The organism is Nocardia alba NBRC 108234 (genome assembly GCF_001612665.1).
GTDB lineage: Bacteria > Actinomycetota > Actinomycetes > Mycobacteriales > Mycobacteriaceae > Nocardia > Nocardia alba.
In genome coordinates this window covers 143,453-157,824 of the sequence record NZ_BDAX01000009.1, presented here as the reverse complement: position 1 = coordinate 157,824, position 14,372 = coordinate 143,453, and the positions used below count along the sequence as shown (strand labels likewise).

Sequence of the window (14,372 nt, the reverse complement as noted above, 5' to 3'; positions counted from 1 at the left end):
CACGGGCGAGTACGCGGTGCGTCCGGCAAGCGGCCACGTTACTCCGGCGGGCGATGGTCGCGTCGCGCCGGTGCTGTGTCCGGGAGTGCCGGAACCGGGCTCGAGGCGGGAGTGTCGCTCCGTGAGGTGTCGCCGCGGTGGTGCCGTCGGCGCGGGTTGCCCGGTTGCCGTCAGCCTACCGGTACAAAGTCGGCGCGGGCGTGGGCGATTCCCGACGTGCTCGGACACACAGTGCGCACGGCTACTGCTCGGACTTCGGCTCGGCTTTCTCATCCGACGATGTCGTCGCCTCGGTCTCGGCTTTCGCGTCGGATTCGGCCTGCGCCGCCGCCCGCTCGGCGGCGACGCGTTCGGCCTCGGCCGCCTCGGCGGCGGCGAACACATCGGGCAGCCGTCCGCCGGACGCCTCGATCAGCTCGCGCAGCCGGTCGTAGCCGACAGCGGGCAGTTTCACCTCGGAATCGTCGTCGAGCCGGGCGCGCACATATCCGCGCTCGGGGATGCTGATCCCCTTGACGCGCGCCCAGTCGAGGTGCTTGCTCTTACCGAGCATCGAACTCAGATCCAGCCCGGCCTCCGAGACGGTGGTGTGCGTCCGCGTCACCCACAGCACCGCGAGCACCGGGAACAGCAGCAACCACCACAGGCCCACCGGCCACCCGACGAACGGGAAGAACACGCAGAACGCCAACACCAGCACGCCGATATAGGCCAGGCGCGGGACGCCGATCACGTGCACGCCCGGCGTCGGCGTGTTCGTCCGGCGCGGCATCAGCAGCCAGACGACCACCGCGACGGGCACGATCAACCCGACCCGAACCCCCAGCGACCAGTCCTGCACGGTGCCGACGACGACGAAGGCCAAGTAGGCCAGTACCACCGCGCCGATCGCGGCGAGCCGCCCCGTACTGGCCGAGCGCAGGCCGCCGGGTCGCGACGGACGACCCGTATCGGTTCCCTCGCCGGTGGTGTGGGACGATTTAGCCGGTGGCACGGACTGATGCGGTGATGACACCCTCCTATCCTCGCATCTTGGTACACGGACCCACGCAACCACTCGAGTCCCACAGAATGGGACCGGAGTGGAAAGCCTGTTTGACTCGACGCACTACGCGCGCCTAACGTCGTATGCGTGATTCGAAACGAGCTCGTAATCGGCCGGCGCGTCCAGCGCTGAGCCTGACACCAGTCGATACGTCAGCTCGCGTTTGCGACGCGCCACCCTCGAACAGCCATGCGCTGGGCGGGGGCTTTTTTGTGTTCGGGCGAATGCCAGCGGCCCTGTCGGGTCAGTCCGAGTCAGAACGAGACAGTAAGGAACGAAGACGGTGAGTGCACCAACCGCACGACCCGGGCCATCGGCCCGCAGGTCAGCGCCTTCAGCTACCCCCGGTAGCCCGGCGACCAGCCCCGCCCGCCGCCAGGTCGCGCCCGAGCGCGTGACCGGCGCCCAGTCGGTGGTTCGGTCTCTCGAAGAGCTCGACGTCGACACGGTATTCGGCATTCCCGGCGGCGCGGTCCTTCCTGTCTACGACCCGCTGTTCGACTCCAAGAAGGTTCGCCACGTCCTGGTCCGGCACGAGCAGGGCGCCGGTCACGCGGCGACCGGCTACGCGCAGGCCTCGGGCAGGGTCGGTGTGTGTATGGCCACATCCGGTCCCGGCGCCACCAACCTGGTGACCCCGCTGGCCGACGCGCAGATGGACTCGGTCCCGATCGTGGCGATCACCGGTCAGGTGCCGTCGAGCCTGGTCGGCACCGACGCGTTCCAGGAAGCCGACATCTCGGGCATCACGATGCCGGTCACCAAGCACAACTTCCTGGTCAAGGACGCCGCCGAGATCCCGCGCACCCTGGCCGAGGCGTTCTACCTCGCCGCCTCGGGTCGCCCCGGCGCGGTCTTGGTCGACATCACCAAGGACGCCCTGCAGGCCCAGACCACGTTCTCGTGGCCGCCGGAGATGCGGCTGCCCGGCTACCGTCCGGTCACCAAGCCGCACGGCAAGCAGGTGCGCGAGGCCGCCAGGATGATCCTGGAGGCCAAGCAGCCGGTGCTCTACGTCGGTGGCGGTGTCATCAAGTCCGATGCCTCGCCCGAACTGCTCGAGCTGGCCGAGCTCACCGGCATCCCGGTGGTCACCACCCTGATGGCGCGGGGCGCGTTCCCCGACAGCCACACCCTGAACATGGGCATGCCCGGCATGCACGGCACCGTCGGCGCCGTCGCCGCGCTGCAGAAGTCGGACCTGCTGATCACCCTCGGCGCCCGGTTCGACGACCGCGTCACCGGTCAGCTGGACTCCTTCGCCCCCGATGCGAAGGTCATCCACGCCGACATCGACCCGGCCGAGATCGGCAAGAACCGCCACGCCGACGTCCCGATCGTAGGCGACGCGCGCGAGGTGATCGTCGAGCTGATCGAGACCCTCAAGGCCGATCCGCAGTCGGGTGCCGCACCGCTGCTGAACCTCACCGAATGGTGGGCCTACCTCAGCGGCATCCGCGAGAACTACCCGCTGGGCTGGAAGACCCCCAGCGACGGCTCGGTCTCGCCGGAGTACGTCATCGAGACGCTCGGCCGTCTCGCGGGCCCCGAGGCCATCTACTGCGCCGGCGTCGGCCAGCACCAGATGTGGGCCGCGCAGTTCATCAAGTACGAGAACCCGCGCACCTGGCTCAACTCGGGCGGTCTCGGCACCATGGGCTACTCGGTTCCCGCCGCGATGGGCGCCAAGATGGGCGCGCCGGACAAGGAAGTCTGGGCGGTCGACGGTGACGGCTGCTTCCAGATGACCAACCAGGAACTGGCCACCTGCGCGATCGAGGGTGTGCCGATCAAGGTCGCCCTGATCAACAACGGCAACCTGGGCATGGTCCGCCAGTGGCAGACCCTGTTCTACGAACAGCGTTACTCCAACACCGATCTCGGCACGCACACCCTGCGCATCCCCGATTTCGTGAAGCTGGCCGAGGCGCTGGGTTGCGTCGGCATCCGGGTGGAGAAGGAGTCCGAGGTCGAGGACGCGATCCGCCAGGCCCAGGCGATCACCGACCGCCCGGTCGTGATCGATTTCATCGTCGGCAAGGACGCCCAGGTCTGGCCGATGGTCGCCTCGGGCACCAGCAACGACGAGATCATGTTCGCCCGCGGCATCCGTCCGCTCTTCGACGACGACGAGTCGGTCTCCGAACCGGCCGTCATCCACGAGGCGATGGAACGCGAGCAGGCCACCTCCGAGAAGGGCGACGACGAATGAGCACCACCCACACCCTGAGCGTCCTCGTCGAGGACAAGCCGGGCGTGCTGGCGCGAGTCGCGAGCCTGTTCTCGCGCCGTGGCTTCAATATCGAATCGCTGGCCGTCGGCGGCACCGAGATCCCCGAGATCTCGCGCATGACGATCGTCGTGACCGTTGACGATCTGCCCCTCGAACAGGTCACCAAGCAGCTCAACAAGCTGATCAACGTCATCAAGATCGTGGAGCAGGACGCCGATGCCTCGGTGGCCCGCGAGCTGATCCTGGTGAAGGTGCGGGCCGACGCGTCGGTGCGCACGCAGGTGATCGAGGCCGTGCAGTTGTTCCGCGCCAAGGTGATCGACGTCTCGCCCGACGCGCTGACCATCGAAGCGACCGGCACCCGCTCCAAGCTCGACGCGCTGCTGCGCATGGTCGAGCCGTACGGGATCCGCGAGATCGTGCAGTCCGGTGTCGTGGCCGTCGGCCGCGGACCGAAGTCGATCACAGCCACCCGCTGAATCGCCCCCAGCAACCCCCGCGATAACTTTTCCTAACCGCATTCGAGAAGGGACCAACCAAAGTGGCAGTCGAGATGTTCTACGACGACGACGCCGACCTGTCGATCATCCAGGGCCGCAAGGTCGCCGTGATCGGTTACGGCAGCCAGGGCCACGCGCACTCGCTGAGCCTGCGCGACTCCGGCGTCGACGTGCGCGTCGGTCTGGCCGAGGGTTCGAAGTCTCGCCCGAAGGCCGAAGAGGCCGGTCTGACCGTCGGCACCCCCGCCGAGGTCTCCGCCTGGGCCGACGTGATCATGGTGCTCGCCCCCGACACCGCGCAGGCGTCGATCTTCACCAACGACATCGAGCCCAACCTGAACGACGGCGACGCGCTGTTCTTCGGCCACGGCCTCAACATCCACTTCGGTCTCGTCAAGGCTCCGGCCGGCGTCACCGTCGCGATGGTCGCCCCGAAGGGCCCCGGCCACCTGGTGCGTCGTCAGTTCGTCGACGGCAAGGGCGTTCCGGCTCTGATCGCTGTCGATCAGGACCCGACCGGCGAGGGCCAGGCCCTGGCGCTGTCCTACGCCAAGGGCATCGGCGGCACCCGCGCCGGCGTCATCAAGACCACCTTCAAGGAAGAGACCGAGACCGACCTCTTCGGTGAGCAGGCCGTGCTCTGCGGTGGCACCGAGGAACTGGTCAAAATCGGTTTCGAGGTCATGGTCGAGGCGGGCTACGCCCCCGAGATGGCCTACTTCGAGGTTCTGCACGAGCTCAAGCTGATCGTCGACCTGATGTACGAGGGCGGCATCGCCCGCATGAACTACTCGGTCTCCGACACCGCCGAGTTCGGTGGTTACCTGTCGGGCCCGCGCGTCATCGACGCCGGCACCAAGGAGCGCATGAAGGCGATCCTGACCGATATCCAGGACGGCACCTTCGTCAAGCGCCTCGTCGCCAACGTCGAAGGCGGCAACAAGGAGCTCGAGGGCCTGCGCAAGGAGAACGCCGAGCACCCGATCGAGGTCACCGGCGCCAAGCTGCGCGGCCTGATGAGCTGGGTCGACCGCCCGATCACCGAAACCGCGTAAGGTTTCATCCCGCGCGAATGGCCCGTCCGGTTCGGACGGGCCATTCGTGTTTGCCGGAATGGCGGCACGCGCTGTCACCTCATGGTTATCCGCTGGTCCTTGCCGTGACGGCTGGGTAGCGCAAGACTTGCTCGATGACGACGGTTGAGGATTTCGAGCAGCAGGCGGCGGAGGTCGGCAAGGCGGCGCGCAAGCGGGTTTCGCGGTCCGCGTTGGGGGAGTGGAAGGCCGGGCCGGGACGTGAGGACCCGGTGGCGATTCTGCTGAAGCAGAACGCGACGCGGGTGCAGAATCTGGTGCCGATCCGGATGGCGCGAATGGCGGTGTCGCCGTTCACCTTTCTGCGCGGCGCCGCGGCGGTCATGGCCTACGACCTGAGTCGCGGTCCTGACACCGGGCTCATCGCGCAACTGTGCGGCGACGCGCACCTGTCGAATTTCGGGCTCTTCGGCACTCCGGAACGCAATCTCGTGTTCGACGTCAACGACTTCGACGAGACGCTGCCCGGCCCGTTCGAGTGGGATCTCAAACGCTTGGTCGCCAGTGTCGCGGTCGCGGCGCTCGACAACGGGTGTTCCGACGAGGACGCGGCATCGGCGGCGGAGGCGACCGCCCGCGGCTATCGCGAGGGCATCGAGGCGATGACCGAGCGGGACAGTCTCGAGATCTGGTACGACCGGGTCGACGCCGATAGAGTCCTCGAACTGGTCCAGCGGAAGAAGGGCCGCAAGCTGGCCGAGAAAACGATCGCCTCGGCCAAGAAGCGCACCAGCCTGCAGGCGCTGGACAAACTCACCGAACCCGATGCCAACGGCATTCCGCGGATCAAGAATCAGCCGCCACTGCTGGTGCCCATCGAACTGCCCGACGAGGCGATCGTGAAATCGGTGTTCGCCGAATACCGGCGTACCCTGCCCGACCACATGCGTGTGCTGGTCGACCGCTACACCGTCGTCGACTTCGCGGTGAAGGTCGTCGGGGTCGGCAGCGTCGGCACCCGGTGCTTCATCGTGCTGCTGATGGACAAGGAGTCCGGCACTCCGCTGTTCCTGCAGTTGAAGGAGGCCGGCATCTCCGTGCTGGAGCCGTATCAGAAGGCGAGCCGGTATAAGCAGCAGGGTCATCGCGTCGTCACCGGCCAGCGCTTGATGCAGGCGGCGAGCGATATCTTCCTCGGCTGGGCTACCGGCCCCGCGGGCGTGCACTACTACTGGCGTCAGTTCCGCGATATGAAGGGTTCGGCCGATATCGAGAATCTGAGCCACCGGCAACTGTCCAACTATGGCGGACTCTGTGGCGCCGTGCTGGCGCGCGCCCACTGCCGCTCCGGCGACCCGCTGGCCATCGACGCCTACATCGGCGGCAGCGAGAAGTTCGACACCGCACTCAGCGATTTCGCGATGTCGTATTCGGATCAGAGCATGGCCGACTACCGCCTGTTGCGGGCCGCGATCAAGGACGGCCGGGTGGAAGTCGCCGACAACCCGTACTGATCGGTGCCCTTCGGGGCCGACCGGTACAGCGCGATCCCGATCGCGAACAACCACAGCATGGTGAGCCCGCCGACGGTCGCCGTGGTGCCCCACCCGTTGGCCGCGTAGAAGTCGGCCGGGGTGTTCCCGAAGAACAGTGACGGCACGAACGCGAAGTTCACCGCCGCGAGCGCCCCGCCGGTCACGCCGCACCAGCGGGGCAGCCATCGCGTGACCGCGATGGCGAAGGCCACGAGGAACAGTCCTTCCAGCAGCCGAGAGACGGTCCCGTACAGGATGTAGGTGCCGGTGACGGTGATGGTGGGGTCGATCGGTTCCGGGGCCGCGATCACCGCGCCGACCTCGAGGCCGGTCGACACGAAAGTGACGGTGAGCCAGGCGGTTCCAGCTGCGGCGGCCAGCGACCCGAACCACGCGCGTTCCGGGTCTCGGTGTCGCACTACGGCGGCGAGCCCGCTCATGAACACCACGAACAGGGTGAGGCCGATCATGCCGAGCAGGCATCGGGTGAGCACATTCGCATCCGGCGGTGCGCCCGAGTACACGAAGTACAGCGGTAGTTCGATCAGCGTGCATCCGGCACCCACGAATGCCGCTGCTCCGGTGATGCGCTGAATCTGGTTGATGCCCACAGGTGTTCACCCCTCGTCTCCGAGCGATACGGCCCGGCCAGAATTAGTATATGACTTAAACTATAACCCCTATGTTAGGTTGGCGGAACCCTGAGCGAACGAGGAGAAGGTGGCGGACAAGCAGCCAGGCTCGGCTCGACCACGCGTCGGCCGACCGGCCGAACTGGATGCGGATCGCATCGTCGCGACGGCGATCGAACTCGCCGACCGAGAAGGTCTGCGCGCCGCATCGCTGACGAAAGTGGCTGCCGCGCTCGATGTCACACCGATGTCGCTCTATCGCCACATCGGCTCGAAAGACGGTCTCACCGACCTGATGGCCGACACTGCTTTCGGTCCGCCTCCGGTGCTCGGCCCGGCCTGGCGCCCGGCTCTGCGCGAGTGGGCCACCGGCCAACGAGCCGTGTTCGCCCGCCACCCGTGGCTGACCCAGATCCCCATCGCGGGCCCGCCGCGCGGGATCAACGCCCTCGCGTGGATGAACGCGGGCCTTGCCGCCTTGCGTGGGACCCACCTGGACTGGCGTGCCAAGATCGGTGCGATCACCGTGGTCGGCGGCTACGTTCGTCAGGCGTTCGTGACCGACCGTCACATGGCCGAGCAGCGAAGTGCCGAACGGCGCAGCGAGGCTCAATCCCTCGACAGGTACCGCCGCGACGTGTCGGCCCTCGACCTGTCCCACCTGCCCGAGATCGCCGCGCTCTTCGCGGATCGAGCCTTCGCCGAGGTCCCCTCGGACGAGGAATCGGCGGCTGATGATTTCGCCTTCGGTCTCGACCTCGTCCTGGATGGCGTCGCTGCCGCTGTGACCACCGCCGAACGCCGCGACCGTGGTCACTGAGACTCGCGTCGGCGCCGTGTGGGCGGCAGTGGATACACTCATTACCGATGAGTAACTTCTTTTCCTCGGTGGACCAGGTGACCGACCGGCTGACGACCGCCGGTTACCTGCCGTCCCTCGATATCGCGACCGCGGTCTTCCTCGCCGACCGTCTCGGCAAACCGCTGCTGATCGAGGGTCCCGCGGGCGTCGGCAAGACCGAGCTGGCCAAGGCCGTCGCCGCCGCGGTACGCGCCGAGCTCATCCGCCTGCAGTGTTACGAGGGCGTCGACGAGGCGCGTGCCCTGTACGAGTGGAACCACGCCAAACAGCTGCTCCGCATCACCGCCACGTCCGGCGAGGACTGGGACAGCACCCGCGATCATGTCTTCACCGAGGAGTTCCTGCTCGCTCGCCCGCTGCTGGCGGCCATCCGCAACCCCGAGCCCACGGTTCTGCTCATCGACGAACTCGACAAGGCCGACGTGGAACTCGAGGGCCTGCTGCTGGAAGTCCTCGGCGACTTCCAGGTGAGCATCCCCGAGTTCGGCACGGTCACGGCCGTGCGCAAGCCCTTCGTCATCCTCACCTCCAACGCCCACCGCGATCTATCCGAAGCGCTGAAGCGCCGCTGCCTGTACCTGCATATCGACTATCCGAGCGCGGAGTTGGAGAAGGCGATCGTCGCGCTGAAGGTTCCCGAGCTGGACGCGGCACTCGCCGAACCGGTGGTGGCCACGGTGAGCGCGCTGCGCCAGCTCTCCCTGCGCAAGGCGCCTTCGATCGCTGAAACCGTCGACTGGGCGAAGACGCTGGTCGCGCTGGGCACGCGGACGCTCACCGGCGCAGTGGTTCGCTCGACACTCGGTGTCCTGCTGAAATACCAGTCCGACCATCGTGTGGCCATCGAGCGGCTGGGTCTCGACGACGACAGCGGGCGGCGATGACACCCGTCGTCACGGCGGGTTCCGCCTCGGTTCCGACGAGTGCGCGGCTCGTCGATTTCGTCACGTTGCTGCGTGAGCACAACATTCACGCGGGCCCCAGCGAAACCATCGATGCCGCCGCCGCGGTCGTGGCCCTCGGCACCACCGATCCCGGCGTCCTGCGCTCCGGGTTGGCCGCGTGCCTGCTGCGCCGCAACGGCCAGCGCGCGGTCTTCGACCAGCTGTTCGACCTGTATTTTCTCGGCGTCTCGCTATCCGCCGCTCGACCGAGCGAGAACCCCGATGACCTGCGCGAACGACTGATCGCCACGCTTGTCCAGGGGGCAGACACCGCCGAACTGGCCCGCGAAGCGCTCAACACCTTCGGTGCCTACGGCGGTGCGGGCGAGAGTGCGGGCCGGGTCACCCAGGCCTCCGGTGCGGGCTGGTCCTCCTACCTGACCATGAAATCCCTACGCCAAGAAGAGATCTCCGAGGAAGTCGCCCGAACAATGGGCGGCACAGGCCAGTTCGACACCGCCGTGCGGACCATCGAGGCCCGGCGCCGCGTCGACCGATTCCGTACCGAGGTGCGAACCGAAGCGCGCCTGCGTTCGGCCGAGCTGCGCGGCACCGACTACATCGCCCGGCGCGGCGTCGAGAACTCCACCGACCGAACGGATTTCCTCGGCGCACGCGAACAGGACCTCGCCGAGATGCGCCGCCTCGTTCACCCGCTGGCCCGCAAACTCGCCAGCCGGCTGGCGGTGCGCCGCAAGAAGGCGGTGCGCGGTCAGATCGATCTGCGCCGCACGCTGCGTCGCTCGATGGCCACCGGTGGCGTTCCGGTCGATCCGGTGCTAAGGGCCCGAAAACGCGGCAGGCCCGATCTTGTTGTGCTGGCCGATGTCTCGGGCTCGGTCAGCGGTTTCGCCGAGTTCACGCTGCAACTGGTGCAGGCGCTGCAGGACCAGTTCAGCAAGGTCCGCAGCTTCGGTTTCGTCGACACCTGTGCCGAGATCACCCACCACTTCACTCCCGGTGAGCCGCCGCCACCCGGCTTCGCCCGCGACATCGTCCGTGCGGGTGGCGTCGCCCGGTTCGGGTCCAGCAATTACGGCGAGGTCCTGCAGGGTTTCGTCGACCACTACCTCGACGCCGTCGGCCCCCGCACGTGCGTGCTGATCCTCGGTGATGCCCGCACCAACCGCACCGACCCGAATCTGGCCGCGCTGCAAGCGATCACCGAACGTGCGAAGGCCGTCTACTGGCTCAACCCGGAACCGTCGCGCTCTTGGTCGACCGGCGACTCGGCCGCCGAGGCCTACACCGACATCGTCACCATGCACGAATGCCGCAATGTCGCCCAGCTCGCCGAGGTGATCGGCCGACTCCTCCCGGCCTGATTCAGCGGTACAGCGTGGTGCCTGCCGAGCGGTCCGGGACTGCTCGGCAGGGCACTCGCGTTGTCGTCGCGCGCTACTCACCCAATGGCCGCCAGTCGCACCACGGCGTACTCCCGGCCCGCCTTGGCCTGATACTTGCCGTAGCGGGGTTGAGCGGCCGTGATGTCGTCCCAGGCCGCCGCCCGATCGGCGCCGTCGAGTACGTGGGCCGACACGGCGACCGGGGCGCTGTCGGGCAGCTGAACGGTCGCCTGTTCGGGGTGGCCCATCAGGTTGAGGAACCAGTCGGGGTGCCCGTTCTTGCCGCCTGAGGCGACCAGCAGCCAGGAGTCGTTCTCGCCCGGGAACCAGCTGATCGGGGTATCGCGCGGTTGGCCACTGCGGCGGCCGACCGTATGCAGGATCAGCACATCCATTCCCATGAACGTGCCGTTGCCGCGCCGGATCTTGCGGTTCACGCGCGCGTTCATCCGATGCTGCATCCAGCGGGAGAACCCGCCGTGTGAATTGTTCTCGCTCGCTTGCTGATTCGCCGACATCGTCACTGTTCCTTTCGAGAGGGGAGGCGGGCCTCAGCCCCAGGCGCCCGCGATCTGACGGGTGGTGGCGTTGAGCCGGTTGAACATGTTGGTGACGCCGATCATCAGCACGATCGAGGCGAGCTGGCGCTCGTCGAAGTAGCTGGCGGCGCTGTCCCAGATCTCGTCGGTGACCGGGTCGGGCCGATCGGCCATCCGGGTGGCGGCCTCGGCGAGTTCGAGGGCAGCGCGCTCCTCCTCGGAGAAGAACGGGGTCTCGCGCCAGGCCACCACCGTGGCGAGCCGGTCTTCGCTGACGCCCGCCTTGCGGGCGGTGGTGGTGCCGCCGTGTACGCAGGCACTGCACCCGTTGATCTGGCTGACCCGCAGGTGCACCAGCTCCAGGATCTCGCTGTCCACCCCACCGGTCTCCACGGCCTTCAGTACCTGCTGGATGGGGCCCATCGCGTCGGTGAGGACCATGGCGGGGTTCTTCATCCGAGACTGCATGTCGTTCTCCTTGTTCGGTGTTCTCCGCTGCTCGCGGTGTGACTCCATAACAGCCCGTCCGACCTCGGAACAGAATGGCTGTGGGACACTGTGGGACAGTGAAAAACGGCCCTGACCACCGCCTTGTCGGTCGCGAGATTTCTGGTCCAGGCCGGGACAACGGGAGTGGAACACGGTGGTTGCGCAACAGCGGACAGCACGGGCATACCCGCAGGACGAGCTCGCCTCGCGGCTGCGGCTGATCCAGGAACTCTCCGGCCGTGGCGTGCGCGCGCTGGCCCGCGACACCGGCCTGAGCTCGTCCTCGCTCTCGCGCTATCTCAGCGGCCAGACGGTCCCGCCGTGGCCTGCGGTCGTCGAGCTGTGCCGTCTGGTCAAACGTGACCCGCGCCCGCTGCGCCCCCTCTGGGAGCGTGCCGACAACCCGCTGCCCGCCCCGCCGAAGACCAGCCGTCAGCCCGCCCCGCCGAGTCCACCGGCCGACGCCCCGCCCCGCAACGACCTGCCCCGCGACGTGCCCGACTTCACCGGCCGCGAACAGGCGCTGGCCGAGGTGATCGCCGCCGTTCGCGCCGATCGGGTGGTCGCCGTCGACGGCATGGCAGGCGTCGGGAAAACGTCGCTCGCCGTGCACGCCGCGCATCGACTCACCGCCGAGTACCCGGACGCTCAGTTGTATCTCGACCTGCACGGCTTCACCGACGGCCGCCAACCGCTCGACCCCGATGCCGCCCTGCGTGCGCTGCTGTCCGCGTTGCGGGTTCCGTCGGAAAGGGTGCCGCAGGACGGGGGAGTCGAATTGCGCGCGGCCTGTTGGCGTTCGGAGCTGGCGCGGTTGCGCGCGGTGGTCGTACTCGACAATGTGGCCGATGCCGCGCAGGTGAGCCTCCTGTTGCCGGGTGCGGGCGAGTCGGTCGCCATCATCACCAGCCGTAACCGGTTGCTCGAACTCGACGAGGTCCCGCCGGTGACCCTCGACGTGCTCACCCCCGAGGAAAGTGCCGAGCTGCTGGTGCGGGCCAGCGGCGACGCCCGCGTCGGACGGCTCGCCGAGGAACCCGAGCAGACCGCCGAAGTGCTGCGCCTGTGCGGCAACCTTCCGCTGGCGTTGCGCCTGGCGGCCGCGCGCCTTCGTCATCGACCGGGTTGGTCGGTGGGCATCCTCGTGGAGCGAATGGCCGAGGGCGCCAGCGAATTCGACACCGCTTTCGGCATGTCGGTGCGTCAGCTCAATCGCGAGCAGCGCCGCCTGTTCCGGCTACTCGGGTTGATACCCGGCTCCACGTTCACCGACTACGTCGCCGCGGCCGTGGCCGAGGTGCCGTTGCGCAGCGCCCGCGCCATGCTCGAGGACCTGCTCGACGCGCACCTCGTTCAGCAACCGGCGCAGGGCCGTTATCGCCTCCACGACCTGGTCCGCCAACACGCCCGCACCGCCACCTTCGAACACGACACCCCGGCCGACCGCGAACGCGCGGTTCGTCGCGTCCTCGACTACTACGTGCACACCGCCGCCGCCGCCGACACCGCCATGCCGTTCCTGTCGCCGACCCGCCCCGTCTCCGCGGGTTCACCGCCCGCCGAACTGCCGCGTTTCCCCGATCGTGACGCGGCGTTCTTCTGGTTCGTCGCCGAGTACACCAACCTGATGGCTGTGTTCTACACCGCCGTCGAAGCCGGTGCCGACACCCACGTCTGCGAATTGCCGGGCTTCATGCGCACGTTCTTCGCTCGCCGCTGCGGCACCACCCATCTGAACGCGCTGTTCGAGCAATCCCTCACCGCCGCACAGAATCTCGGCGATCCGCGCCAACTCGCGCAAGCTCACAGCGACCTCGGTTTCGCCCGCTACAACGCGGGGCGAATGAGCGAGGCGGCCGCCGCCTACGCGGCCGCCGCACCCTTGATCGCCGCAGCCGGCGATCCGCTACCCCGAGCCGAGCTGACCATGCGCTGCGCCCAATTGCGTTGGGACGAAGGCAGTATCGAAGAACCGCTGGAACTGTTCCGCCGAGCCCGCGACCTCTACACCTCCGGCGGATGCCCGACGAGCGCCGCCGACGCCATCGCCGGCGAAGCCTGGGCCGTGCTCCAACTGGGACACCGCGAACAGGCCGCCCAACTCGCTCGCGAGGCCCTCGCGGTCCCGACCGCCACCCCGTCGCTGCAGGCTCGGATCACCCTCGGAGTGGCGATCGCGGCCGACGAACCCGCGGCGGCTCTCGACCACCTCGATCAGGCCCTTACCCTCGCCCGCGAGGACGGCCACAAACACAACGAAGCCTGGTGCCTGAACTGCCGGGGCATCGCCCTGCGTGACATGGGCCGCTTCGAGGAAGCCCTCGTCAATCATCGCGAAGCCTTCGCTCTGCTCGACGCGGTCTTCGAAGACCACTGGAAGATCCACTTCCTCAACAGCTATGCGCAGACCTGCCGCCTCGCGGGCCTGCCCGAACAGGCCCTCGACCTCTACCGTCAAACCCTCACCCTGGCACCGCGACTGGGCCACCGTTTCGAGGAGGCAGCGGCCCACCACGGCCTCGCCGATGTCCTCGACGCGACCGACCCGGCCGCCGCTACCGAACACCGCGCGGCAGCCGAGTCCCTGTTCGCCGCGATCACCCCATCGACTTCGCTCCATCCAGCGACTCACGAATGATGTCGGCGTGGCCGGAGTGCTGGGCAGTCTCGGTCATGATGTGCATCAGCGTGCGCCGCGCGCTCCAGCGTCCGCCGGGTTCGAACCACGGCGCCTCGGGCAGCGGCTGACTCACGTTCAGATCGGGCAGGGTGCGCACGAGCTCGTCTGTCCGCGCGGCCACCCGTTCGTATTCGGCCAGCACACCCGCGAGCGTGTCGCCGGGCAGCATCCGGAAGATCTCGCCCCACTCGGCGATCTGTTCCTCGCTCATCGAGGAGAAATCGGGGGCCTGCGCGGGCCCGTCGAGGATGAAGCTCGCCCAATTCGCCTCCACCGCGCTCACGTGCTTGATCAGCCCGCCCAGACACAGCTCGCTGGCGGTCGTGCGCAGCCCGGCCTGTTCGTCGGTCAGGTCGCGGACGGTGAAGCGCAGGAAGTGGCGGTGCTTGGCGAGCATCTCGAGGATGTCGGTGCGCTCGGTGTCGATCTGGGTGCTCGTGGTCATGTCCGGATCCTTCGCTTGTCGGTGTTGTGAAACCCAAGGTAGAAGCCATTGCGGCCAGTTTCTGTCCGCGATTGCGTAGATAATCGGA

Annotated in this window: 13 protein-coding genes; 8 read left to right on the top strand and 5 right to left on the bottom strand. The window is 67.8% G+C overall.

Annotated features, from left to right (window positions below; translation table 11 throughout):
• Positions 1 to 241: 241 nt before the first annotated feature.
• Positions 242 to 1,015: a PH domain-containing protein gene (locus NA12_RS11370; protein WP_243654690.1), complete on the bottom strand. Its 774-nt coding sequence runs from the start codon at positions 1,013 to 1,015 to the stop codon at positions 242 to 244.
• 313 nt (positions 1,016 to 1,328) lie between these two features.
• On the opposite strand from NA12_RS11370, the gene NA12_RS11365 reads away from it, so the two are divergent.
• The 4 genes from NA12_RS11365 to NA12_RS11350 all read left to right on the top strand — a co-directional run bounded on the left by NA12_RS11365 (position 1,329) and on the right by NA12_RS11350 (position 6,326).
• Positions 1,329 to 3,257: an acetolactate synthase large subunit gene (locus NA12_RS11365; protein WP_067449133.1), complete on the top strand. Its 1,929-nt coding sequence runs from the start codon at positions 1,329 to 1,331 to the stop codon at positions 3,255 to 3,257.
• Entirely contained in the window at positions 3,254 to 3,757 is a 504-nt protein-coding gene (ilvN, locus tag NA12_RS11360; protein ID WP_019048314.1) for an acetolactate synthase small subunit, read from the top strand. Before NA12_RS11365 ends, ilvN begins: the two co-directional genes overlap by 4 nt.
• A gap of 74 nt (positions 3,758 to 3,831) precedes the next feature.
• Positions 3,832 to 4,833, top strand: a complete 1,002-nt coding sequence (gene ilvC, locus NA12_RS11355; RefSeq protein ID WP_174551076.1) for a ketol-acid reductoisomerase — start codon at positions 3,832 to 3,834, stop codon at positions 4,831 to 4,833.
• A gap of 134 nt (positions 4,834 to 4,967) precedes the next feature.
• Positions 4,968 to 6,326, top strand: coding sequence for a DUF2252 domain-containing protein (locus tag NA12_RS11350; RefSeq protein WP_067449129.1), 1,359 nt, complete (start codon positions 4,968 to 4,970; stop codon positions 6,324 to 6,326).
• Here NA12_RS11350 and NA12_RS11345 read toward each other — a convergent pair.
• Positions 6,263 to 6,958, bottom strand: coding sequence for a hypothetical protein (locus NA12_RS11345; protein WP_067449127.1), 696 nt, complete (start codon positions 6,956 to 6,958; stop codon positions 6,263 to 6,265). The two genes, NA12_RS11350 and NA12_RS11345, sit on opposite strands and share 64 nt — an antisense overlap.
• Before the next feature lie 109 nt (positions 6,959 to 7,067).
• Between NA12_RS11345 and NA12_RS11340 the strand changes: the two genes are divergently transcribed.
• From NA12_RS11340 to NA12_RS11330, 3 genes are read left to right on the top strand one after another with little or no spacing between them, the layout of a single operon-like run.
• Positions 7,068 to 7,799 carry a TetR/AcrR family transcriptional regulator gene (locus tag NA12_RS11340; protein WP_067449125.1) on the top strand — a complete coding sequence of 244 codons (732 nt, stop codon included), beginning with the start codon at positions 7,068 to 7,070 and terminating at the stop codon, positions 7,797 to 7,799.
• Between the two features lie 47 nt (positions 7,800 to 7,846).
• Positions 7,847 to 8,725 (top strand): AAA family ATPase, encoded by an 879-nt coding sequence (locus NA12_RS11335; RefSeq protein WP_067449123.1) that lies wholly within the window; start codon positions 7,847 to 7,849, stop codon positions 8,723 to 8,725.
• Positions 8,722 to 10,110, top strand: a complete 1,389-nt coding sequence (locus tag NA12_RS11330; protein ID WP_067449121.1) for a vWA domain-containing protein — start codon at positions 8,722 to 8,724, stop codon at positions 10,108 to 10,110. The genes NA12_RS11335 and NA12_RS11330 overlap by 4 nt, the downstream gene beginning before the upstream one ends.
• A 77-nt stretch (positions 10,111 to 10,187) precedes the next feature.
• On the opposite strand, the gene NA12_RS11325 is transcribed toward NA12_RS11330, so the two are convergent.
• Both NA12_RS11325 and NA12_RS11320 read right to left on the bottom strand, forming a co-directional pair.
• The gene (locus NA12_RS11325; protein ID WP_067449119.1) at positions 10,188 to 10,649 is read right to left on the bottom strand and encodes a nitroreductase family deazaflavin-dependent oxidoreductase; all 462 of its coding nucleotides are present in this window, start codon (positions 10,647 to 10,649) and stop codon (positions 10,188 to 10,190) included.
• Positions 10,650 to 10,682: 33 nt separating this feature from the next.
• Positions 10,683 to 11,138: a carboxymuconolactone decarboxylase family protein gene (locus tag NA12_RS11320; RefSeq protein WP_067449500.1), complete on the bottom strand. Its 456-nt coding sequence runs from the start codon at positions 11,136 to 11,138 to the stop codon at positions 10,683 to 10,685.
• A gap of 175 nt (positions 11,139 to 11,313) precedes the next feature.
• On the opposite strand from NA12_RS11320, the gene NA12_RS11315 reads away from it, so the two are divergent.
• Positions 11,314 to 13,797 (top strand): tetratricopeptide repeat protein, encoded by a 2,484-nt coding sequence (locus NA12_RS11315; protein ID WP_067449117.1) that lies wholly within the window; start codon positions 11,314 to 11,316, stop codon positions 13,795 to 13,797.
• On the opposite strand, the gene NA12_RS11310 is transcribed toward NA12_RS11315, so the two are convergent.
• Complete coding sequence (locus NA12_RS11310) at positions 13,757 to 14,284, bottom strand: DinB family protein (protein ID WP_067449115.1); 528 nt, start codon at positions 14,282 to 14,284, stop codon at positions 13,757 to 13,759. The genes NA12_RS11315 and NA12_RS11310 overlap by 41 nt on opposite strands.
• Positions 14,285 to 14,372 lie beyond the last annotated feature (88 nt).

What these genes read in the sequence shown, in the direction of transcription:
- ilvN (WP_019048314.1), top strand. Translation starts at nt 3,254, where the DNA reads ATGAGCACCACCCACACCCTGAGCGTCCTCGTCGAGGACAAGCCGGGC.
- NA12_RS11330 (WP_067449121.1), top strand. Translation starts at nt 8,722, where the DNA reads ATGACACCCGTCGTCACGGCGGGTTCCGCCTCGGTTCCGACGAGTGCG.
- NA12_RS11320 (WP_067449500.1), bottom strand. Translation starts at nt 11,138, where the DNA reads ATGCAGTCTCGGATGAAGAACCCCGCCATGGTCCTCACCGACGCGATG.
- ilvC (WP_174551076.1), top strand. Translation starts at nt 3,832, where the DNA reads ATGTTCTACGACGACGACGCCGACCTGTCGATCATCCAGGGCCGCAAG.
- NA12_RS11350 (WP_067449129.1), top strand. Translation starts at nt 4,968, where the DNA reads ATGACGACGGTTGAGGATTTCGAGCAGCAGGCGGCGGAGGTCGGCAAG.
- NA12_RS11335 (WP_067449123.1), top strand. Translation starts at nt 7,847, where the DNA reads ATGAGTAACTTCTTTTCCTCGGTGGACCAGGTGACCGACCGGCTGACG.
- NA12_RS11325 (WP_067449119.1), bottom strand. Translation starts at nt 10,649, where the DNA reads ATGTCGGCGAATCAGCAAGCGAGCGAGAACAATTCACACGGCGGGTTC.
- NA12_RS11310 (WP_067449115.1), bottom strand. Translation starts at nt 14,284, where the DNA reads ATGACCACGAGCACCCAGATCGACACCGAGCGCACCGACATCCTCGAG.